The following is a 21,016-nucleotide window of genomic DNA, read 5'->3' as shown; positions in this document are numbered from 1 at the left end:
AGAACTGCTTTTGTTTAAAGAGACCGTAGTGAAAGAAATCTCATCACTTTTTTTAAAGTTTTTTTTTATTTGCTTAAAAGCAGCAACAGGAGCGGGAGAGAGAGATTTTTCCGAAGGATACTAATGGCTTTGGAGATGGTATTATAAACGGAATCTACCTGCATGGACATTACATCGGCTACTTCGTCGTAACTGAGGTTTTGGAAGAAACGGAGGTAGATGGCTTCCCGTTGGCGGCGGGTAAGGTTGGCCAGTCCTTCCTGGAGGAGGCGTTTCTGCGCTTCCATCGTTTCCTGTTGGATCAACTGATTTTCGAGGGGGAGTGTATATTCAAATTCGAAGGCTTCCCAGGAATCGCGGTGCTGGCAGCGGCGGTCTTTGCGAAGTGCCCGGAGGAGTCGTCTTCTCAGGCTGCTGATCAGGTAATAGCGTACATGCTGGATATCGGCCGACAGATGTGTTCTGCTGATCCAGAGGTCCTGGAACAGGTCCTGCAGGCAGTCTTTTACCCTTTCTTTATCCTGGCAAAAATGCATGCCATAATGAAAGAGATCATCGATGTGTGCATCATATATTTCGGCGAAAGCGTGGCGGTCACCTTGTAGAAATCGTCCCCAAAGTGAGGAATGGGAAGTCACCACGCGCAAACCTGATTTATGGGCTTTCCCAGTGTACATACTATTTTGGTTGATATCTTAAAGCTTGTGAATTATTCTGACAACTGCAAATATATTTTGGTACAGGATATGTCTGGGGGTATATATCATTAAAACTGAAGACTATGAAGCACCTTTCTTATTATTTATTAACCGGCCTGGTTCTTTTTCTCAGCAGCTGCCAGGTTATAGGCGGTATATTCAAAGCCGGTGTATGGACAGGGATATTGATAGTGGCCATCGTAGTAGGGCTGATTATATTTTTGATAAGCCGGGGCGGAAAGCGGGATTAAACCGGAAGTATTTTTAAAAAAAGTATACTTAATATTTTGAAAAATAAAATAATTGGCTACTTTTGCATCCCGTCAAATCACAAAAATACCGGTTAAAACGGGACGTAGCGCAGCCCGGTAGCGCGCTTGCATGGGGTGCAAGAGGTCGCTAGTTCGAATCTAGTCGTCCCGACGAGAATTTAAAACCCGCTCTGGTAGCGGGTTTTTTGTTTGTATGATTTACCCCAATTTTCAGCATTCCCGCTATCTTCCATTCTGAATATCCACCGGTTGGAATATCGTAACCCTAAAGTTTAATTTCTATCAACGTAAGTGTATTCCCATGTTATAGCCGTCGATATATCGAATCGTTCAATTTAATAGTAATTACGGGTTTCCGGAAATTATTTATTGCTAAAATCTCCATTTTGCAGGTCAATTAAATCATCAATTATGACCAGACATCAAGTTACCTGCATTAACAAACGTGGTAGCCACTATGACGCTCATGAAAGAATTTCCCATATCGGAGGGCTAAACGATAATGGAACCCGCTGGAAATTGACGGAAGATGAAGCAATCAAATCAATTGAACAGGGTAAGCACCAATTCTTCGTTAATGTTAATGGCCGAAGCGCAAATGTTATCATCGCGTTGCATGATAAACGAAAATATCTCAAAACAGAATCTGATGGATACAGCCCCAATAACCTGCTGAATCTTCCGGAATGTCCATCAAGCTAGAATTTCCCCCAAAGATCATGGATTTATTGAATCATCAATAGAAGAAAGGCGACTCAAATCCACCAGGAAGTGGTTCGAAAAATGTACAGGCAGGTCGACAGAAGAAAAGCTTACTCGTAAATGAGTAGGCTTTTTTGTTTTGGTGAATTTTGTTGGTTATGCCCCATTATATCAAAGGTAGAAAAATGGAAACAAGTCACAGAAACCACACCTGCCGGGTCTTGATGATAAATTGAGTACCTATTTTCATGCATATAAGAAAAATAAAACAGCCAGGTCTTCAAGTCCTTTGACCTGAAGCCCTGGCATCTTAATGACTCCGATGGGACGGCCCAACAGCATACCATCTTTACCGATCAATAAATAACCAGCGCATACGCTGCTTGTATTTCTGCTGCAGTTATAACATGACTTAAAATTACGGTATTGGTAGAGTTACTGACACATATCACCAGGTCACCTTCCTGAACCGTCAAGTACTTAGTATAACCATTAAAAGGACCGGAGCTATTAGTTCCATAAACTCCTGTATTGTAATTTAAGGCCTCATAATATTTATTTCCCAAGGGAAACATTCCTGAAAGATCATCAATCTGGAACCTGATCTGGATACGCGCTCTGGCCGGAGCACTGTGCAAATGGTTTGCACCCGTAGCTTCTACATGAAGGTTACCAATAAATAACATCAGCAGCAGTACAGCAGCAAAATAAAATAGTTTCTTCATAATTTGTTAGGTTTAAATGATAATGAAATTCCCTACACTCTTTTTAGGATAAGGGTTTTAATAGAATGACCTAAAACTATCAAACATAAATGCGGAATAGTTGCATTTGTTTGCGTTACGTTATCAGGAAACTTTACTTTTTGTAGGCATTGATAACACAGAGATAACACATGTAAACACCTTCCGGGCTATGAAATGAGCTACACTAATAAAACAAAGATGAGAAGTCAGCATCACTAATCATAGGGAAAGAAACTACTGTTGTTTATTATTCATTGCTGAAGGTCGCTAGTTCGAACCTAGTCGTCCCGACGAAAAAAAGCAGGATGGTATTTATACCATCCTGTTCTTTTTTAACCCCATCTGCAATCCTATTCAGGCTTACAATTGGCGCAAATACTTCGTTTATCTTTGTGGTCAGCAATGTGCGTTTTTCGTGATTATAGCTTCCCCCTTCGGGAAACAGCAATTTTTACACTTTCTCCCGGAAATGTTATAAACTTGTGTTAGTCGGGTAATTAAACTAAAAATCTAAAAAAACCTTACCACAAATTAACCATGAAAGATAAGGGCGTCAGGAAAAGTAATCCGAACTCACAAGCTGATAAGAAAGCAACTGTTTGGGCTCACGAGCTCCCTCAAACAGTTGAAAACATTAAAAGAGAGAATCAAATTCTGCTAACCCTCAGCAATGATCTAACCAGGATTCGTGATAAAAATGACTTTATTCTTCTTTTCAAAAAAGGAATCAAGGAGTTGTTTCACATCAGCCATACGATTATTACGCTAATCGACTATAAAGACGAAACATATACACCATTTCTGCTTGACAATGCCGCCTCCCCTGTTAGTACTGATGATGGGTACCAGGAAATTGTGCAACCTCATTATTCATTAGATGCACCATTTATTCAATCTGTTCTCCAATCAGAAAAGCCAATATCATTTTTGCTGGAGGATCTCATAGATAAGCCGCAGTACCCGCCGTTTCTACGCGTAAATTGCGAAAAGGGGGCAGTTGAAATGCTAATGACTAAACTTATGAAGGATGGCAAACCAATGGGATTTCTTCATATTTATACAGATAAACCGGGCGGCTTTAATGTTGAATTCAGCAATATCATCCACCGTATTGCGCCACAAATTTCAAGTGCTGCTTCTAATATTATTAAGAACGAGGCGCTGATCAAATTGGAAAATGAAAAATCTTTTCTGTTGGACTTCTCAAGTGAGATTGCGGCAGTACGCACCAAAGAGGGGCTTACTCATACTATTAGTGCAGCATTACAAAAGTTAAGTCCTTCTGGAAGTTTTAGTATTCGGAGAATCAATGAAGATAAAAGCACACTTAGTCCCTATGTTCACGATTTTACAAAGGCTCATAACAAAAAAATTATAGCCTCGCTGGAAAAATCCAATTTCCTGATCAATGATGGTCTACAAAATCGTATACTTAGCAGTTCTATTCCGCTCTTGTTGAATATAGACAGAGAAATACAACGCGGCATAACTTCTACCTATTTAAATGATTGGAAACAACTCGGGATTGAAAACCTGGTGGGCATCCGATTACGTAATGGGGTAACAGACCTGGGCATATTATTACTTGATATCAATGAAGTAAATGTCAGGTTATTACAAGGCATTTGTGCTCAGATATCTATTGCCATGGCAAATATTATGGCCAACGAGCAAATCAGCAGAACACAGGAAGAGCAAGCATTTCTCCTCAATTTCAGCAAGGATATCTCCCGTGTAAGGACACGGCAGGACTTGCAGAATGCTATTTTCACGGTGCTGGCTAAAACACTACATACGCAACTGGCAATGATAAGGGTAATTGAAGAGGATGGCATACATTTGTCATCATTCATGTATGACCGGTCATTATTCACAAATGCAAAGGATTCCTTTGATGACATGGCCGGGGTTCGCATAACCGTTGATGAAACCTATACAGCGCAGGTATTGGCAAGCGAAGAAGGTATCATGTTCAGTGTTGAAGACGAGCTAAAAAGTGACAATGCCTATGCTGTATTATGGAAGTCAACAGGACTAAAAAATATGTATGCGTTACCTTTACGTGTAGGTGATAAAAATATTGGCACCATCTGGATACTTGCAAACCGCTTAAGTTCTTTGATAATAAAAGGTGTCTGTGCTCAAATATCTATTGGCATAGCCAATATCCTGGCAAATGAAAAGCTGCTTACTTATAAAAAGTTGCTGGAAGTTGAAAATGATTACCTGAAAGAACAGATCGAAACTATCTATAATTTTTCGGAAATTATTGGCAGCGGTGAACAGATGCAAAAAGTATATCGGCTGATTTCACTTGTAGCAGATTCAAATACCAGTGTTTTAATTACAGGCGAAACCGGAACTGGTAAAGAATTAATTGCCAGGGCTATACATAACGCATCACCGCGAAAGGACAAGCTGATGGTAAAAGTAAATTGCGCTGCATTACCGGCAAGCCTTATAGAAAGTGAATTATTCGGACATGAACGAGGGGCTTTCACTGGCGCTACCGATCGCCGTATTGGCAAGTTTGAGTTAGCCAATCACGGTACGTTATTCCTTGATGAAATTGGGGAACTATCGCTCGATGCGCAGGCCAAAGTATTACGTGTAATCCAGGAACGCGAATTGGAACGAATAGGTGGTAAACAAACGATCAGTCTTGATGTTCGACTGCTTGCTGCTACCAATCGCAATCTGGAAGAAGAAATAAAGGCTGGTCGTTTCAGGGCAGACCTATATTTTCGTCTGAATGTATTTCCTATCCATCTGCCACCACTTCGGGAACGCCCGGCAGACATTGAACCGTTAACGAAATTCTTTATCCAGAAATACACCAGAAGTACCGGCCGCAAAATCAAAAGCATATCTCCCAAAGCATTGCATAAACTTCGCAGTTACTCCTGGCCGGGAAATGTAAGGGAGCTCGAACACTTTATAGAACGCAGTATTCTCCTGTCGGAAAACGGTAAAATTGAGGATGTATTTATACCAGACAATACAGGCGAAGAGAGGCACAATCCTGCTGATTTTTTTAATCGGTCTTTAGATGAGGTCGAACGCAGTTACATCATCAAAGCATTAAAACGATGTGGTGGTAAAATTTCTGGTGCTGGTGGGGCTGCAGAAATTCTGAAAATCCCAGGTAATACCTTACATTCAAAAATGAAAAAATTAGGTATTTCAAAAAGCGACTACTTCTCTTAAGTATTCACTTTATATAGTGACCCCAATCGTTATTTCACGAAATATAGTGAAATAAAATAACACAATTTCTCATATACAATTCATTATCAACACTTTATATCAATTGGCATTGATTTGGCCTATCCAGGACAGACCATCACAATTAAAAATAAAGTATGAAAATCTTAGTTATTGGCGGTTCCGGCCTTATAGGAACAAAAGTTGTAGCAAAGCTTCGTCAGCAGGGTCATCAGGTTATCGCAGGTTCCCCATCTACAGGTATCAATACCATCACAGGAGAAGGCTTAACAACAGCCATGAAAGACACTGATATTGTTATTGACCTTGCCAATTCCCCAGTATTTGAGGATAAAGCTGTAATGGAATTTTTTCAGACTGCAGGCCGTAATTTATTAGGTGCTGAAATCAGTGCCAGCGTAAAACATCATGTGGCCCTTTCCATAGTAGGTATTGACGCAATGGAGAAGGTAGGCTATATGAGAGCTAAAATTGCCCAGGAAGATCTGATCAGGAAATCTGGTGTACCTTATTCGATCATTAGAAGCACTCAATTTATGGAGTTTGTTGGCGCTCTTGCTTCTCAGGCCACACAAGGAACCGAAGTACATCTTTCAGATGTAGATTTTCAACCTATTGCAGCGGAGGATGTAGCCACATTTGTTGTAAAATACGCGTTGGCAGCACCTCTTAACGGCAAAGTAGAAATCGCCGGCCAGGATCGTTTGCCTTTGTACGAAATAGTGGACCGTTACCTGAAATTCACCAAAGACCCTCGTACAGTAATATCAAATGGCAGAGACGAATACTTTGGAGGAGAAATTACCCATTCAGCGCTTGTTCCGGCGGGTGAGGCACAACTAGGTGCTATCAAATTCGAGCAGTGGTTAAACAACCAAAAACAGAGTGCTTAACATACAAACAGCTATCTGCTTAAAGCGCTATCGCATTAAGCAGGTAGCTGAATATTATTTCACCATTCAAATCTAATATTATGAATCTGTTTTCCCATAAAGCCCCAAAAACCGAACCCAATAAGGATGTAATCATCCCTCATGAACAGGAATATACAAACGAGGGGGGTGAATATCTCGACGATGCTATTCGAATGGAAGATGTGCAGTTACCGCTCCAGGAAGCAGATGAAACTTCCATTATCGAAGAAAATTAGTCTGCAGCAACAAACATCACAAAATGTATACTGGCAAATCATATAAAATATCCGAGTTTCTATTCTGGACACGCAGGAATCTCATTATTCTTGTACTAGTTGGTGCTGTACCTACCATATTATACCAGCTATTTGACTTGAAATGGTTATCCGTTCCCTGGCCAATAATAGCTTTTCTTGGTACGGCAACTGCTTTTGTAGTTGGCTTTAAAAATCAGCAGACCTATAACCGTACCTGGGAAGCCAGGCAGGTATGGGGATCAATTATAAGTGCCAGCCAGGCATGGGCCATCATGTGCAGGGATTTTATTACTGACCGGGAAAGCGCTCAAAAAATTATTTACCGCCACTTAGCCTGGCTAACTGCTTTGCGTTACCAGCTTAGAGAAGGGCGGGGATGGGAAACAATAAACCAATCGTACAATAAGGAATACTCACAGTTTTACACCATTCCCGAAAAAGAATTATCCATTAATGATGAATTACTAAAATTCATTCCAATAGAAGAGTTGGAAAAAATTCTGCCTCAAGGTAATCCGGCTATTCAATTATTAAGCCATCAAAGCCTGGCCCTAACAAACCTGCTAAATGAAGGCAAAGTAGATAACGCCAGGTTTATGGAAATACATAAATCCATACGGGAACTTTCGACGCTGCAGGAGAAATGTGAAAGAATAAAAAACTTTCCTTATCCCCGGCAATACGCAACCATAAACAGAATTTTTGTACGGCTGTTTTGTATTTTATTACCCTTCGCTATGCTTAAAGAATTCGATGAACTTAATGTTATTGCCTCCGGTTTTTTAAAGGGTCAAATGGTTTGGATGGTGTTACCATTTAGCGTTTTGATATCCTGGGTATATACCTCTCTGGAACAAGTTGGAGAAAGTACGGAGAATCCATTTGAAGGCAATGCAAATGATATTCCTATTTCACAATTGAGCAGAGGCGCGGAAATTGATATACGAGAGATGTTGGGCGAATCTAATTTGCCACCCGCATTGAATCCCCGAAACAATATTGTAATGTAACGGGATCCATTCATACATATTTGTCCTGGAAAACAGGACCTGGGGACCGGGCAGGTAGTAAAGCGGTAATTATATGTGACCATGCTTATGGCTTATGGCTTATACCTCAGACCAAGAGCCGGTTGCTCTGTTTATGCGAGTCGTTATACAGTCAGCATTCATTTGTCGTATAAAGAAAAAATTATCGCCGAACGCTGCCCCTTAAGCTAAAGCGCTGCAGCCATTTCCTCCGCATTGATAATTACCCGCAACCCGAAGAGCGCCCGAATCTCTTCCTTTGCCAGATTAAAATCCTGGTCAAAAGTCAGGAAATTGGTGCACCCGATATGCTCTGCTATTAGTAAATGCATGATATCGGCCATGCCAATCTGGAACTTTGATAACACGAGTAACTTCTCGATTTTATCTGGATCGGTGAGCGAGAAATTCTCAATATTGACTAAGGTCACTCCTTCCATCGATAGCCAGCCTCCATATGAATCTGGAAACAATTCAAAAAGCCCTGGGCCCAGATTATCCCAGGGAGAGGCCAGGCTTTCACATTCGACTACGAAATCATCATACATGGCTTTTACAATTTTACTCAATTCCTTGGAATTCATTTTATGGATAGTTTTTGCGCCTAGTTCCGCAGAAAGCACATTTAAGATTCGATTTTTCGCCGTTATTTCTGCATATTCTATTGTGCACAATGGACTATACACCAAGCCTAGTGATTCTAACTCAAATAGTCTCTCAGAGATCGCCATAAGTTTGGCTGTTCTACTGCTGTTCTTCCTCCAATATTTTCTGATTAAAACGGATTCCATCTTAGGCTGACCACACGTCTCGCAGAATGTGCTCAGATACTCCGCATACGAATCCTCCAGTTCTATGAGAAAAGAGGTATCACAATATGACAATGAATTATCGAGCTTGCCATCCGCATGTAAATTATCCATATTAACCTATTTTAATTCGGTTACTACCTACCTGCTAGCTATCATACAAATGATGATCAGATCTCCTATCATGCAGTAATCCAACCGCCCGTACTAACCCATTTCTCAACTCCTGGTAGATTTTTCCTTTTTATCATATGGCTTAAAAACATTGTTACAATATAAATACACCGCAACAACTGAAGTAGTAACACCAATTGCTATATTTATGAGTAAGTTTCAAACTTCGACGCTTCTGGCTTGTCGATAATGAATCTTTGTGCGCTGCCATTATTTCGCTGTCTTTTCAGCCATAATGAAAAAGAAAGGTAGAATAGGTATTATTCGCTTTTACAACTGGAGGAGCGGTATCATAACCTTAAATTTAGTGAAAACATTCATTTTAAGCATTTTTTGAATACTTTTGCCTCCACTCAATAAGAGCACAGAATAGTCTAACTTACAACTGATAACATAAAACTGCGCCATAATGGACACAAGCGAAAATCGAAAAATGGTGATAATTAATTCTTACGAGGAATATAGCACGTATCTTGGGAAAGAATTAGGTGTTTCCGATTGGCATACCATAGACCAGGAACAGATTAATAAGTTTGCGGACGCAACACTGGATCACCAATGGATTCATACAGATCAGGAAAAAGCTAAGCGCGAAGGCCCATTCAACGGAACCATCGCTCACGGCTACTTAACATTGGCGTTAATCCCATATCTGTGGAAGCAGATTGTAGATGTTCGCAATATTAAAATGGAAATAAACTATGGTATAGAGTGTTTTAAATTTGGCCAGCCTGTTTTGGTGGACAGTGAAGTTCAGCTAAAGGCTAAACTCAATACCATAGTAAATTTAAGAGGGGTCACTAAAGTTATTATCGAAGCCACACTTACTATTAAAGATCAGCCGAAGCCTGCTTATACTGGTAATGTGGTGTTCTTATATCATTTTAAGTAATATCTCTGAAAATCGCAATTCTATATCTCATAGGTGTTGACATTATTGAGGCGTCAACACCTATGACTTCCAACAATAATTTCCGATACACTTTTCTGGTACGAGAAACAGCAGATCTTTAGCCGGAATAGCTACCTCCGGCCTTTCCATAAGTTGTGGTACCCCAAAAAATCCCATAGAACACTCCCCTCTCCCCCACACCTGCCAATTACAACAAATCTCAAAATCCCCGATACCGGAAAATTAATGCTTTGGTAACATTGCACGTTTACATTTGCGTCATATATCAACTCATGAACGCGAACCCACAGGAAGATATGGAATTGCTGCAGGGCATCCGGCAAAATGATGCCGGCGCTTTTCGTCAGTTGTTCGACCGTTACTGGCAGCTACTCTATCAGCTGACCGTGCGGAAAATAGCCGATGCGGAAGACGCAGAAGATATTGTACAGGAGCTTTTCATTGAGCTATGGCGGAAAAAGGAACCCTTTGAACTGCGGGTGAGCCTTCGAAGCTACCTGGTTTCCTGTATCTATCTGAAAATATTCCAGTACTTCCGAAAAAAAGGGTTCCGGGAAAAGCATTATGAAGACTTTGCCCGTTACGAAGCACAGATCAGGTTGTCGCCCGAAGCTGCGGAGCTGAGCGCTCATGCCTTTGAATCGGAATATGGCAAACTACAGGATATTATCATGGAAACTATTGCGATGATGCCGCCGCAGATGCAGCACGTATTTTCCATGAAACACTACCGTGGTATGAGTACCAACGATATTGCCGCTGAATTGAATATCTCGCCCGAGTCTGTAAAAACCCACCTGAAGCTCGGTATGGTCCGTTTGCGTAAAGCCGGCGCTCAGTATCCTGCCGGCGTTATACTACTCCACTCCTTTTTGGCGATTATAGAGCGTTCATATTAATTTAACATAGCAGGCTTCCCCCATTCATCGTGTTTGCGCAATTACCATTTGTATGGCGCAACCTAAAAAACGATTAGACCAGCTGCTGCATCAATTTATCTATCGCAGCGCTGATCCGAAAGAAGAGTCCCTGTTATGGCAATGGCTCTGGCACCTGGACATCCCGGAACAGGATACTGTTACGGACAACAGTCGGCAGGAACGATTGTGGAACAGTATTTATTCCCACACGCTTATCACTACTTCCCGGCGCCGGCAGCTTCGTCCATGGCGACTGGCAGCCGCGGCCGCGTTACTCTGTGGTGTTATTGCTATTGCCTGCTGGTGGCTGTTACCACAGCAGCAATCCGTCGTGCAATACGTGATCACCAGTGATAGCCAGCACCTGAAATCCGTCCTGCTGCCCGATGGTACATCTATTCAACTAAACGTGTCTTCCTCCCTCACCTATGCTTCCGATTATAATAAAGTTACCCGCAGGGTAATACTACAGGGAGAAGGATACTTCAAAGTAGCTGCTGATGGCCAGCGACCCTTTATCGTACAATCTGGTGAACTGGAAACGAAGGTGCTTGGAACAGCTTTTAATATTGAGGCCCACAAAGGAGCCACACAAATACGTATTGCACTGACAGCCGGTAAAATCGTGGTTTATCCTATACAACATCCACAACAAAAAACACTGTTGGAACCCGGGCAACTGCTACGCTATGAACCTGGTACCGGTAATACTAATACAGGTGCTTTTTCCAATGACGTAACCACCTGGACTACCGGCGGCCTTTCGTTTAACGGTATTCCCTTATCCGAAGCAATCCGGAAAATTGCCACTCATTATCATATCCGGATACAATATCACCCGCAACAAGCATATCATAAAACAGTAACAGCTTCCCTGGAAAAAACCAGTTGGCAGAAAGCATTGTCGGCCATCCTGTTTCCACATAACCTGACTTACCAGGTAAAAGACAGTACCGTGATTATTCATTAAGCATAAAAAAAGGAGATGCTACCAACATCTCCCTTTGTAATACCTGCATTAAAAAAACACAAGTATCAGTATGAACTACAATTTTACCCAAAAAAAAGGGAAGCACAAAAGGTACCAAAAAACAAAATGGCGGTTTCGGGTTATGCTGTTTGCATTACCGCTGCTGTTGCTGCAGCTGTCGGCCAGCGCACAATTTAGTCAGCTAACAGAAAAAGTGACGGTTCACCTGCAGGCTACCACGGGATTAAAACTGATTGAGGCTCTCGACAAACAAAGCAGTTACGGATTTACTTTTGCGGCAGAACAATTAAACGCGTTGAATATCCCCAGCTTTCATGCCACCGGCATCACATTGGGAGAAGTGCTACAACAGCTACATAAAGCATATGGGCTGGAGTTTTCCCTACAGGATAAAAATATTTCGGTAAAAGCAGCGCCGCCGGCAGCCGGTAAACAGGCTCCTGGAAAAGTAACCGGCAAAATCCTCGACGATGAAAACGGCCAACCTATTATTGGCGCCACTATCCGGGTCAACGACAAAGGCGTTGTGACCGATGTGGAAGGCGCCTTTACTTTACCCCTGCCAACAGGCAGGTATGAAGCGATCATCAGTTCTATCGGTTACGGCACCAAAGCCATTACCGATATTGAAATACGAGACAATCAAACCTTTATTTTAAATGCAGGGCTCAAAAGAAGTAAAGGACAACTCCAAAGCGTAGTAGTTACCGCCAATGCCCGCAAAGAAAGCGTGAATGCCCTCCTGTTGCAGCAGAAGAAAGCCGCAGAAATTACCAATGGCATCAGTGCGGAAGAAATATCCCGCACACCGGATAAAAACATCGGTGAAAGCTTAAAACGGATCAGTGGCGTCAGCACCAACGAGAATAAGTATGTGATTGTACGGGGCATCGGTGAACGCTATAATACCGCCATGCTCGACGGTATTACATTGCCCAGTACCGAAGCACAAAGCAGGAACTTCTCCTTCGACCTTATTCCATCAAACCTGGTAGATAATGTAATCGTTAGCAAAACAATTACACCAGATATGAACGCCAGCTTTGGTGGTGGCCTGATACAGATTAATACCAAGGATATCCCCGCCACTAATTTTACATCTGTCAGCGCCGGTATTTCTTATAATGATCAAACCACCGGTAAAGATTTTTACAGCCGCGTAAGAGGTAAATATGACTACCTGGGATTTGATGACGGCCACAGGGCACAATTCCCTGCCAACCTGCGACCAACACAAGATATCTATTACCCGGGGCATAAAATACCTTTCGATATCTTCGAACAAAGCCGCGAGTTTAAGAACAACGATAATTTCATCACTTATCGTTACAAAGCGATGCCATCGCAAAACTACCAGTTTACTATAGGCAGAACGCTGCGGCTTGACACCACCGGCCGCAATAAGCTGGGATATACCGGTTCCCTCAGCTACCGGAATACGCAAACCATCACCAACCACCAGGATCTGCGCCGTGGCGCCTGGAACGCCACAGACAGCACTATTAATAATGCAGGTGCTACTTATAGCTTTGTTACTACCATAGGTGCATTATTAAATATCGGCTGGCAAACGGGCAACAACCGTTTTAGTTTCCGCAACACCTATACCCGGATGTTTGATAATTCGTTGGTGAGAACCTTTGGTTATGACAGAGATGCGGGCAGGCCAACGCCGGATGCTCCTCCTATGCTCCAGGAAACAGATGATCCTACTTTCCTGGATCTGTTACAAAATAAACTGAGCGGGCAACACCTGGCAGGGAAAGTGAAAATAGAATGGAACCTGGCCAGAACAGCTATACACCGGAATGAAAAAGACGTCATCTTCACATCTGCCAGTCCCGAAAAAGTAGGTAATGGCTACATTTACACTTACGGTATGGGCAGTAGCAGCGAACCCAAGGAATTACCCATGTCCCGGTCGTACTTCCGGAATAATGAAACACGTTACAACTGGGCTGTTAATGCCGCCATACCTTTCCGCGTGGGGAGCATTTTCAGCACCTTCAAAACAGGGTATGCCGGGAATTCGAAAAAGAGCCGGTTTCGCTGGGAAATAGCACCATTTGCCGCTACCGGCAATTTTGCCGACAGCCTCCACTACCTGCCCGTAAGCGAATGGGGCAATCATATGTACGATTCCACCGGGTTTTTGTATGCGATCAACCCCTATGGGCTGGATTATTATGAAGCCAAAAGTCAATCTCACGCCGGCTTTGTAATGTTTGATCAGCAACTGTTGAAAAACCTGCGGTTGGTATGGGGTGTACGCGCAGAATACTATGCGTATACGGAACTCAACAACCCCACCAATACCAACCTGAGTTTTTATGCTCCCAAAGAAGATCCGAAATGGCAATGGATGCCCTCCGCCAATCTTACCTGGAGCGTAACCCGGCAGATCAACCTGCGCGCATCATGGAGCAATACCGTTGTACGCCCGGAGATGATGGACAACAGTCGCTTTAACCGCTACAGTCCTTATTATGACGGGCAACTGATGTCGGGAGGTATTGCCTCTACCCGCATTACCAGCTACGATTTTAAAGCAGAATGGTATCCCGGCGCCGGAGAAATTATTTCCGCAGGCGTTTTCCATAAATATTTTGATAAACCGGTTGAATTAGTCATCAGAGCCAATTCCGGCAATCCCGCTTATGTATTGCAAAATTCAGAATGGGCTAAAGTATATGGACTTGAATTTGAAGCCAGGAAAAATCTCGGCTTCATAGCACCGGCAGAATGGCTGCAAAACATTACACTATTCGGTAACCTCACGTTACAAAAATCTACCGTACAAAGTCAATATACGATGTATGATTCCCAGAACAATAAGGATGTCACTTATATATACGACTCCAAACGGGAGTTATACGGACAAGTACCTTTCCTGTTGAACGCAGGCATTACCTATAGCGGCAAACATGTTGGTTTTAATATCGCTTATAATAAAGCCGGGTACAAAACCAACCTGGTATCTGATCTGCCCACTTTAATGGAACGTGAAATGCCCCGGGAGCAACTCGACGCGCAGGTGAGCTACAGAATGTTCCGTAACAAGATGGAGGTGAAATTTAATATGGGTAATTTGTTAAATGGTCCGTTTCAGTATTACAAAAATCTCAACTCGAGGCAAAAGCCCGACTACGTAGACTCCAACGACCACCGGTTTGACTGGAGTAGCCGGTATGAATGGCTGCCGGGATACAGCGAAAAATATGAACCTGGCGACACCCGTACTTTTACCCGCTTCCTGGGCCGCACCTACAGCTTATCCGCCTCCTTTAATTTCTAATAACATCATCTCATGAAAAATATCCGCAGATTATTCATCTATATTTTCAGCATCTCACTGCTAACAACAGGTTGCAATAAAAAAGAACTGGCTATGCCATCACCAGCAGTAGTTAAAATTATGTTCCAGGGGTATTCCATTGGCGACACCCTGGAAGCGGTAAAAAATAACCAGGTAATTGCCACTATGAAGCCCAATACCGGGTTCTCTGTTATTTCCCTGGTAACCATTAACAGCGATAAGGAAGAAGTTCGCTTACGTAAAAAAGGGACCACCACTACACTTAATACTTTTGAGGTAAACCGCTCTCCTTTCGTGCAGCAGAGAAAAATATTCTTTGATGGTGAAACGGTGAATTACAAAATGGATCTGACGCCTGTCAGCAACCCGAAAAATATAGGTTTCCGGGTGTGTTTTAAAAGCGACTTCCCTTATTTCTACGGCGGGCCGGTAGATTTTGAAATTTTTGAACGGACCGTGGACAATAATACTTTTGAATACACGGATAAAAAAGTAAAAGAAGTAAAAAACGTTGGCAGTACCTTCGGCGAGTTTGTAGAATTACCCTATGTCACCTTTAACGATCAGGTAACGCGTAGTTACATATTTCACGTGTATAAGGCAGGCACCAAAGAACTGCCCTATAAAGAAGGAGTGGATTTGTCGGCCCTGCCAGAACCTGATTTTTACTGTGGGACTATTGATGTGAAGGCCGGACAGAGCGCATTGATCATGGTTAGCCCTTATTACTACGATAAAACGCTGGGCGACAGCTTCCAGATAGAAGATATTGCGTTTAGCTTCCGTTAAAATCTATTTATCCTTTAAAACCGGAAAGTCGCCTCTGTATTAGCACTGAGGCGACTTTCTTTTTTAATACCAGTGCGGCGCCCGGGCTTCTCCAGGCAATGCCTGGATACATTATGGGCTTTGCAAAAACGACATCTTTTTTATATATAATTTTTAAACTATGTATCTTTTTATGATTACAATCATTTGCAATAGTTTCATACCTTTGCCACCCAATTGTAATATATGATCGAAAATTTGAAAATAGGAATATTAGGAGGTGGTCAGCTGGGTGGTATGCTTATCAGGCACGCCATAGATTTTGGCCTCAGCATTTCGGTAATGGATAAAGACCCAAATGCGCCTTGCGCACGTTATACTTCTTTCTTTACTTGCGGAAATCCTACTTCTTATGAAGATGTGCTGAATTTTGGTAAAGGGATGGATGTTATTACGATAGAAATGGAAGCGGTAAATATCGATGCTTTACGCGAATTGGTACAACAAGGCGTAAAAGTTTTCCCTTCCCCCGATACGATTAAAACAATCCAGGACAAATATACCCAAAAGCAGTTTTTGCTGTCGCACCATATACCCGTTGTGCCTGGCCAGGCGATTGAAGGTAAAAGTGATCTTTATAAGTACGAAAATAAACTACCCGGCTGCCTGAAAAAACGCCGCAATGGGTACGATGGATATGGCGTAATGGTATTGAAAACCACAGCGGATATTGAAACAGCTTTTGATGAGCCATCCGTACTGGAAGAACTGGTAGATATCAAAAACGAAATTTCTGTTATTGTAGCAAGAAATGAACACGGTGCTGTGACCTGTTATGACCCCGTTAACATGGTATTTTCCGGAGAAAAGTTTGTATTGGAATTCCAGGAAGCGCCGGCACAGATAGAGGAAGCATTGCAAAAAGAAGCGATCGCACTCGCAGAAAAAATAGCAAATGCCCTCCAACTGGTAGGAATACTGGCAGTGGAAATGTTTATCACGAAAGAGAATAAACTGTTGGTAAATGAGTTGGCACCAAGACCACATAACAGCGGTCACCATACCATAGAAGCCAGCACTACATCGCAATATGAGCAACTGCTCCGCGCCATTTTAGGCTTGCCACTGGGTGACACGACCCTGCATTTGCCGTCTTTAATGTTGAATATACTCGAAACTGCAGCGCTGAGTTCAAACAGACAGGAAAAACTGCAGCGTTTATTGGAAGTACCTGGTGCGCATCTGCACTGGTATGGCAAAAAAGGCAGCAGATTAGGCAGGAAAGTAGGACATGTTACGATCACAGACAGTACCATGGAAAAAGTGGTAGCAAAAGCTGAAACCATTCGGAAAATTTTAAATTAAAAAATATGAAACAGGCAGAAGTAGGCATTATTATGGGCAGTAGTTCAGATGCGCCTATTATGAGTCAGGCAATCGAGGTGTTAAAGAAATTCGACATCGGCTTCGAATTTAATGTTGTATCAGCACACCGCAGCCCTCAAAGAATGTTTGAGTATGCCGCTGCTGCTGAAGAACGTGGCTTGAAAATCATCATTGCCGGCGCCGGTGGTGCAGCACATCTTCCCGGTATGGTGGCGGCTATTACCACTTTACCTGTGGTAGGTGTACCTATCAAGTCTTCCAACTCCCTGGATGGCTGGGATTCTCTTTTATCAATCGTTCAGATGCCTGGTGATGTACCTGTAGCTACCATGAGTGTAAATGGCGCACGTAACGCTGGTCTACTGGCCGTGCAGATATTAGCTACGCATAATCCTGCACTCAGAGAAAAGCTGGCAGCTATGAAAAAGGAAAATTATGAGAAAGTGCTCAAACAAGATGAGAGCTTAGATCAGTTTAAATAAATAATGTTATAAAAAAGCCTTACAGCCATCAACTGTAAGGCTTTTTTTATTCGGCCTTCCCGGAATACAGATACTTTACCATATCATATAGCAGTGGCATCCGGTTCCTATCCTTCATCAAAGCAGGACAATTGCTCTCCAGGAAACTGGTAATGGCCGGTGTAAACACCAATAACCTCTCTTCGTTAAAAATCAATGCACAAGGCAAGCGCATCGCATTAAGCTGCTCCGTATATGAATACTGAATCCTCAAAGTTTCTCCATTATCGTTTACCAAACTTATTGCCATCCAGTCAGTAGTCGTACTCCGCATATGATCCGAATTCAACAATATTTTACCCATTGCTGCCGAGTCCAGTGTTTTAATGCTATCCACTAATAAGATCAGCTTATTAAAATCAACATTATTTTCTCTGATATAGAAACCGGTGTTTTCTTTTCCTGGTCTGTCATCGATTTTTCTATTCACATTAAATGCCTGAATATCTTTTTTACACTGATCATACTCTTTTTGCGTAAATCCAAAATCAGCAATACCAGGCATCCTATTATAATCATTACATACTGCTTTCACCAACCGCTTCACGTCTTCTGCGTTTATTGTTTCTTTTGTAGTATTCAATTGGTTGGTATGCTTTGTCCCCTGGGAATTATTGTCCATCAATACATATTCATTCCCTTCTCTCTGGTATTCGAGGTTATCACTATACCGATGAAAACAGCCATGGCTACCGGTAGAGACAATAACCCGGTTAACGGGATGTTGCTGAAACAAGGAGAGATACTCCCCTTTACGGTTAGCCCTCATATTTCCATTGTCTATATCCACATGATAAACAGAATCGTTCGTATAGAATGCTATCTCATTCTTCTCCCCGTTAAAAGTCAATGTATTCATATCCGGACTTAGAGAAAGTGTTTGTAGTGTTGTCCATTTATCTTTCTCCACCTTCTTCCTGTAAATTACATTACCGGAGATTCCATAATAGTATTTACCATTAGCAGACATCCCGAATATCTCAGGTTCCATGACTACGGCTTGGTCACTCAGGATAGGATATTGCTGTATCCCATCATTTCCGGATATACCAATTACACTATTAAGTGCAAGCAAATAAAGTTTACCATTTACACAAACACCTGAAAATGGATCTCCGGTAACTTTTCCTATGGTAACCGTATCCAGTCGCTCATTTACATGCACCACAGATTTATCTTTCATCCTGAGATACAAATCATCATGTTCCGGATCTGCGTAAAAGTTATCAATATTGCTAATATGCTTCCATACCAAGGAATCTTTATCCGCCATAAAAACCATGTCTTCCTGTTTTACGAGGAGATAGTTCCTGAAAATAGCCACATCATTAAATTCCGGTCGTTGATTCGGGTTTGTCTTATTATATTTCTTTTGATCCAGGGGCGTGGCCAATAGCTTCCAGCTTTTGCCGCTATTGACAGAATAGGCCAGGGAATTCCAGACAGACCCCATTATTCCTTCCCGCTTACGGTTGAAAAACATCTTGGAATAGCGCTGCGTTCCATTCACTGCTGGGGAGGCTATTTCCCAGGTTTTTCCATAATCAACGGTATGGGCAATGCCTTTCCCCGCAATGCTCATCCAGGCTTCGCCATTAAAGAGATTTGCCGTTGCATCAATCCAGCCATCCTGTCCGAAATACACTGCCGTCCAGTTCCTCCCACCATTTTCCGTTCTGTAGATAACGTCATACTTACCTTTATTTTCAATAAATCCGGATGTAAAGGCCGTATCCTTATTAAACAGATTGGTCCGCTCCAGCAGCCATCCGTAAGACTTTTCTCCTTTATCCATCGGCGATATACTACGCCAGATTCCCTTTACGGAGTCGGTATAGGCTACTTCTCCACCCTTGGTTGTAATAACCATACTCCCGTTAGGCGCCACATTCAGCGTTCGGGCATAACTTCTAAAAGGGAAGGGTGATGTAGGTTGCTGTGCGGTAATTTCCTGGTTTGCTCCACAGCAGAGCAATAGTATAAGGGATATCACAACTCTGTTCATAGCGGGATCATTGAACATGATAAGTTAATACAGTACACGGTTTTGAGTAATTAAGTTACTTAAATAGTGGCAGATTTTCTGACAAAACTTGTTGCTACCCATCTTTTGGTACTGTATAATAAGAAAGCCTGTAAATCAAATGATTTACAGGCTTTCTTACTTTGCGAAACGTATAATTTACTTAGCCAGGATTTCAAAGCAGTCCACGATATCGCCAACCGTTTTCATTTGAAAGATTTAGCCGCAAATGGTGCACAATCAGGCAGACGCAGGCGTTCGTTTCCAGATGGGCCCGGCTTTACCAGCGATCCCTATTCAAATATCTTATTCAATTGTTCTCCCGGGTTACGAAAAAAATCTTCCACACTACTCAATTCTTTCAATTCTCCGTGTTCATAGTCTGCAAATGCCAGGCATTTCTTTTTGGGATACCAAACCAATAGTCCTTCTGCTCCATAGTTATCTGCATCCGACAGAAGATCCAGGAATTTATGCTTGTTCCAGTTTACTTCTTTCAAATCTACCACCCTGTTAAACGCTATATAACTTACATATTCGTTTCCGGGAATTTCCATGCGGCGGTTGTCGCTTCTCAGCACCTCTAATAGCTTAGCGGGGATTTTATACTTTTTCAGATCTGCCAGCCGCTGCTCTTCTTCATGCCACTGCGGCGGCTCCAACGCTTTGATATAGGCGATCATTTCTTCATTCTTCTTAGCCACGGCAGCGTTGTAAGGGCGTTCACCATACTTGTCCTTTATCGTAACATCAGCACCTTTTTCCACCAATACCTTCACGGTGTTGAAGTCATTGTTTTGTGCAGCCACACACACCGCCGTGGGATTATACGGGAACACCATATCGGGTATATGCAGGTTTACATCTACCCCTGCTTCCAACAATATTTTAATGGCTGGATACTGTCGGTTGGAAACGGCCTGTCGTAATGAGCGCCCATCGTCCTGTAAACGATATCCATTGGCCAGCAACAAGGCAATGTTATCATATTTATTCCCATACAAAGCGGCTGTCAGGGCTGTTTTACCTAATTTATCCGGTTGATTGACATGGGCGCCTTTGTCGATCAATAACTGCAGCACTGCCGGCTTACAGGTAGCAGCAGCTGTAATCAGTGCCGGAGACGCTTTATCATTAATGACCGCATTTTTCTCCAGCAGCCAGTGCACCACCTTCATTTTTTGTTCACTGAGTGCGAGGGTCAACGGGGACACATCAATATGCCGGGTGACATTAAACACTGCATTCAAATCCCATCCTGCCGACAACTGATTTTCCAATGCCTGCAAGTCTTCCTCCATAATTCGTGTAGCCAATTCCGTTAGTTCTGCACCAGGACCAAATAATTTCATG

Annotated in this window: 18 protein-coding genes and 1 tRNA gene; 14 read left to right on the top strand and 5 right to left on the bottom strand. The window is 42.4% G+C overall.

From position 1 onward, the window contains the following. Positions 1 to 65 precede the first annotated feature (65 nt). Positions 66 to 677 (bottom strand): sigma-70 family RNA polymerase sigma factor, encoded by a 612-nt coding sequence (locus tag AC5ZC7_RS09290; protein WP_496159587.1) that lies wholly within the window; start codon positions 675 to 677, stop codon positions 66 to 68. Positions 678 to 781: 104 nt separating this feature from the next. Between AC5ZC7_RS09290 and AC5ZC7_RS09285 the strand changes: the two genes are divergently transcribed. The 3 genes from AC5ZC7_RS09285 to AC5ZC7_RS09275 all read left to right on the top strand — a co-directional run bounded on the left by AC5ZC7_RS09285 (position 782) and on the right by AC5ZC7_RS09275 (position 1,672). Next, positions 782 to 949: a phosphatidate cytidylyltransferase gene (locus AC5ZC7_RS09285; RefSeq protein WP_496159588.1), complete on the top strand. Its 168-nt coding sequence runs from the start codon at positions 782 to 784 to the stop codon at positions 947 to 949. Positions 950 to 1,047: 98 nt separating this feature from the next. After that, positions 1,048 to 1,121 (top strand) — tRNA-Pro (locus AC5ZC7_RS09280). Positions 1,122 to 1,381: 260 nt separating this feature from the next. After that, positions 1,382 to 1,672 (top strand): DUF3892 domain-containing protein, encoded by a 291-nt coding sequence (locus tag AC5ZC7_RS09275; RefSeq protein WP_496159589.1) that lies wholly within the window; start codon positions 1,382 to 1,384, stop codon positions 1,670 to 1,672. Positions 1,673 to 2,028: 356 nt separating this feature from the next. Here AC5ZC7_RS09275 and AC5ZC7_RS09270 read toward each other — a convergent pair whose 3' ends face one another. After that, the gene (locus AC5ZC7_RS09270) at positions 2,029 to 2,397 is read right to left on the bottom strand and encodes a hypothetical protein (protein ID WP_496159590.1); all 369 of its coding nucleotides are present in this window, start codon (positions 2,395 to 2,397) and stop codon (positions 2,029 to 2,031) included. 558 nt (positions 2,398 to 2,955) lie between these two features. Here AC5ZC7_RS09270 and AC5ZC7_RS09265 point away from each other — a divergent pair. The 4 genes from AC5ZC7_RS09265 (at position 2,956) to AC5ZC7_RS09250 (ending at position 7,824) form a co-directional block, all read left to right on the top strand. Further along, complete coding sequence (locus tag AC5ZC7_RS09265; protein WP_496159591.1) at positions 2,956 to 5,625, top strand: sigma 54-interacting transcriptional regulator; 2,670 nt, start codon at positions 2,956 to 2,958, stop codon at positions 5,623 to 5,625. A gap of 155 nt (positions 5,626 to 5,780) precedes the next feature. Continuing rightward, positions 5,781 to 6,536, top strand: coding sequence for an NAD(P)H-binding protein (locus AC5ZC7_RS09260; protein WP_496159592.1), 756 nt, complete (start codon positions 5,781 to 5,783; stop codon positions 6,534 to 6,536). Between the two features lie 80 nt (positions 6,537 to 6,616). Further along, positions 6,617 to 6,793: a hypothetical protein gene (locus tag AC5ZC7_RS09255; protein ID WP_496159593.1), complete on the top strand. Its 177-nt coding sequence runs from the start codon at positions 6,617 to 6,619 to the stop codon at positions 6,791 to 6,793. Positions 6,794 to 6,930: 137 nt separating this feature from the next. Continuing rightward, positions 6,931 to 7,824, top strand: coding sequence for a bestrophin family protein (locus AC5ZC7_RS09250; protein ID WP_511911468.1), 894 nt, complete (start codon positions 6,931 to 6,933; stop codon positions 7,822 to 7,824). A 206-nt stretch (positions 7,825 to 8,030) separates the two neighbouring features. Here the strand turns inward: AC5ZC7_RS09250 and AC5ZC7_RS09245 are convergent, their stop codons facing one another. Further along, positions 8,031 to 8,765 carry a PIN domain-containing protein gene (locus AC5ZC7_RS09245; protein WP_496159595.1) on the bottom strand — a complete coding sequence of 245 codons (735 nt, stop codon included), beginning with the start codon at positions 8,763 to 8,765 and terminating at the stop codon, positions 8,031 to 8,033. 469 nt (positions 8,766 to 9,234) lie between these two features. Between AC5ZC7_RS09245 and AC5ZC7_RS09240 the strand changes: the two genes are divergently transcribed. From AC5ZC7_RS09240 to purE, 7 genes are all read left to right on the top strand, one after another. Further along, a complete protein-coding gene (locus tag AC5ZC7_RS09240) occupies positions 9,235 to 9,717 on the top strand; it encodes a MaoC/PaaZ C-terminal domain-containing protein (RefSeq protein WP_496159596.1) in 483 nt (160 codons plus the stop codon). A gap of 293 nt (positions 9,718 to 10,010) precedes the next feature. Continuing rightward, entirely contained in the window at positions 10,011 to 10,637 is a 627-nt protein-coding gene (locus AC5ZC7_RS09235) for an RNA polymerase sigma-70 factor (protein WP_496159597.1), read from the top strand. A 52-nt stretch (positions 10,638 to 10,689) separates the two neighbouring features. Next, positions 10,690 to 11,628, top strand: a complete 939-nt coding sequence (locus tag AC5ZC7_RS09230) for a FecR domain-containing protein (protein ID WP_496159598.1) — start codon at positions 10,690 to 10,692, stop codon at positions 11,626 to 11,628. Between the two features lie 142 nt (positions 11,629 to 11,770). Continuing rightward, the gene (locus AC5ZC7_RS09225; protein WP_496159599.1) at positions 11,771 to 14,944 is read left to right on the top strand and encodes a TonB-dependent receptor domain-containing protein; all 3,174 of its coding nucleotides are present in this window, start codon (positions 11,771 to 11,773) and stop codon (positions 14,942 to 14,944) included. A 12-nt stretch (positions 14,945 to 14,956) separates the two neighbouring features. After that, entirely contained in the window at positions 14,957 to 15,754 is a 798-nt protein-coding gene (locus AC5ZC7_RS09220; protein ID WP_496159600.1) for a hypothetical protein, read from the top strand. Between the two features lie 225 nt (positions 15,755 to 15,979). Continuing rightward, entirely contained in the window at positions 15,980 to 17,098 is a 1,119-nt protein-coding gene (locus AC5ZC7_RS09215; protein ID WP_496159601.1) for a 5-(carboxyamino)imidazole ribonucleotide synthase, read from the top strand. 5 nt (positions 17,099 to 17,103) lie between these two features. Then, complete coding sequence (gene purE / locus AC5ZC7_RS09210) at positions 17,104 to 17,601, top strand: 5-(carboxyamino)imidazole ribonucleotide mutase (protein ID WP_496159602.1); 498 nt, start codon at positions 17,104 to 17,106, stop codon at positions 17,599 to 17,601. A 46-nt stretch (positions 17,602 to 17,647) separates the two neighbouring features. Here purE and AC5ZC7_RS09205 read toward each other — a convergent pair whose 3' ends face one another. Together AC5ZC7_RS09205 and AC5ZC7_RS09200 are read right to left on the bottom strand one after the other, a co-directional pair. Next, complete coding sequence (locus tag AC5ZC7_RS09205; RefSeq protein ID WP_496159603.1) at positions 17,648 to 19,645, bottom strand: WD40/YVTN/BNR-like repeat-containing protein; 1,998 nt, start codon at positions 19,643 to 19,645, stop codon at positions 17,648 to 17,650. Between the two features lie 311 nt (positions 19,646 to 19,956). Next, on the bottom strand, positions 19,957 to 21,015 hold the full coding sequence (locus AC5ZC7_RS09200) for an ankyrin repeat domain-containing protein (protein ID WP_496159604.1): 1,059 nt from the start codon (positions 21,013 to 21,015) through the stop codon (positions 19,957 to 19,959). Position 21,016: the final 1 nt, after the last annotated feature.

It is taken from the genome of Chitinophaga sp. 9-1-y (assembly GCF_059511905.2).
This window is presented reverse-complemented; position numbering and strand designations above follow the sequence as displayed.

Coding starts and splice junctions, on each gene's coding strand:
- AC5ZC7_RS09290 (WP_496159587.1), bottom strand. CDS start 677: ATGTACACTGGGAAAGCCCATAAATCAGGTTTGCGCGTGGTGACTTCC.
- AC5ZC7_RS09285 (WP_496159588.1), top strand. CDS start 782: ATGAAGCACCTTTCTTATTATTTATTAACCGGCCTGGTTCTTTTTCTC.
- AC5ZC7_RS09275 (WP_496159589.1), top strand. CDS start 1,382: ATGACCAGACATCAAGTTACCTGCATTAACAAACGTGGTAGCCACTAT.
- AC5ZC7_RS09270 (WP_496159590.1), bottom strand. CDS start 2,397: ATGAAGAAACTATTTTATTTTGCTGCTGTACTGCTGCTGATGTTATTT.
- AC5ZC7_RS09265 (WP_496159591.1), top strand. CDS start 2,956: ATGAAAGATAAGGGCGTCAGGAAAAGTAATCCGAACTCACAAGCTGAT.
- AC5ZC7_RS09260 (WP_496159592.1), top strand. CDS start 5,781: ATGAAAATCTTAGTTATTGGCGGTTCCGGCCTTATAGGAACAAAAGTT.
- AC5ZC7_RS09255 (WP_496159593.1), top strand. CDS start 6,617: ATGAATCTGTTTTCCCATAAAGCCCCAAAAACCGAACCCAATAAGGAT.
- AC5ZC7_RS09245 (WP_496159595.1), bottom strand. CDS start 8,765: ATGGATAATTTACATGCGGATGGCAAGCTCGATAATTCATTGTCATAT.
- AC5ZC7_RS09240 (WP_496159596.1), top strand. CDS start 9,235: ATGGACACAAGCGAAAATCGAAAAATGGTGATAATTAATTCTTACGAG.
- AC5ZC7_RS09235 (WP_496159597.1), top strand. CDS start 10,011: ATGAACGCGAACCCACAGGAAGATATGGAATTGCTGCAGGGCATCCGG.
- AC5ZC7_RS09230 (WP_496159598.1), top strand. CDS start 10,690: ATGGCGCAACCTAAAAAACGATTAGACCAGCTGCTGCATCAATTTATC.
- AC5ZC7_RS09225 (WP_496159599.1), top strand. CDS start 11,771: ATGCTGTTTGCATTACCGCTGCTGTTGCTGCAGCTGTCGGCCAGCGCA.
- AC5ZC7_RS09220 (WP_496159600.1), top strand. CDS start 14,957: ATGAAAAATATCCGCAGATTATTCATCTATATTTTCAGCATCTCACTG.
- AC5ZC7_RS09215 (WP_496159601.1), top strand. CDS start 15,980: ATGATCGAAAATTTGAAAATAGGAATATTAGGAGGTGGTCAGCTGGGT.
- purE (WP_496159602.1), top strand. CDS start 17,104: ATGAAACAGGCAGAAGTAGGCATTATTATGGGCAGTAGTTCAGATGCG.
- AC5ZC7_RS09205 (WP_496159603.1), bottom strand. CDS start 19,645: ATGAACAGAGTTGTGATATCCCTTATACTATTGCTCTGCTGTGGAGCA.
- AC5ZC7_RS09200 (WP_496159604.1), bottom strand. CDS start 21,015: ATGAAATTATTTGGTCCTGGTGCAGAACTAACGGAATTGGCTACACGA.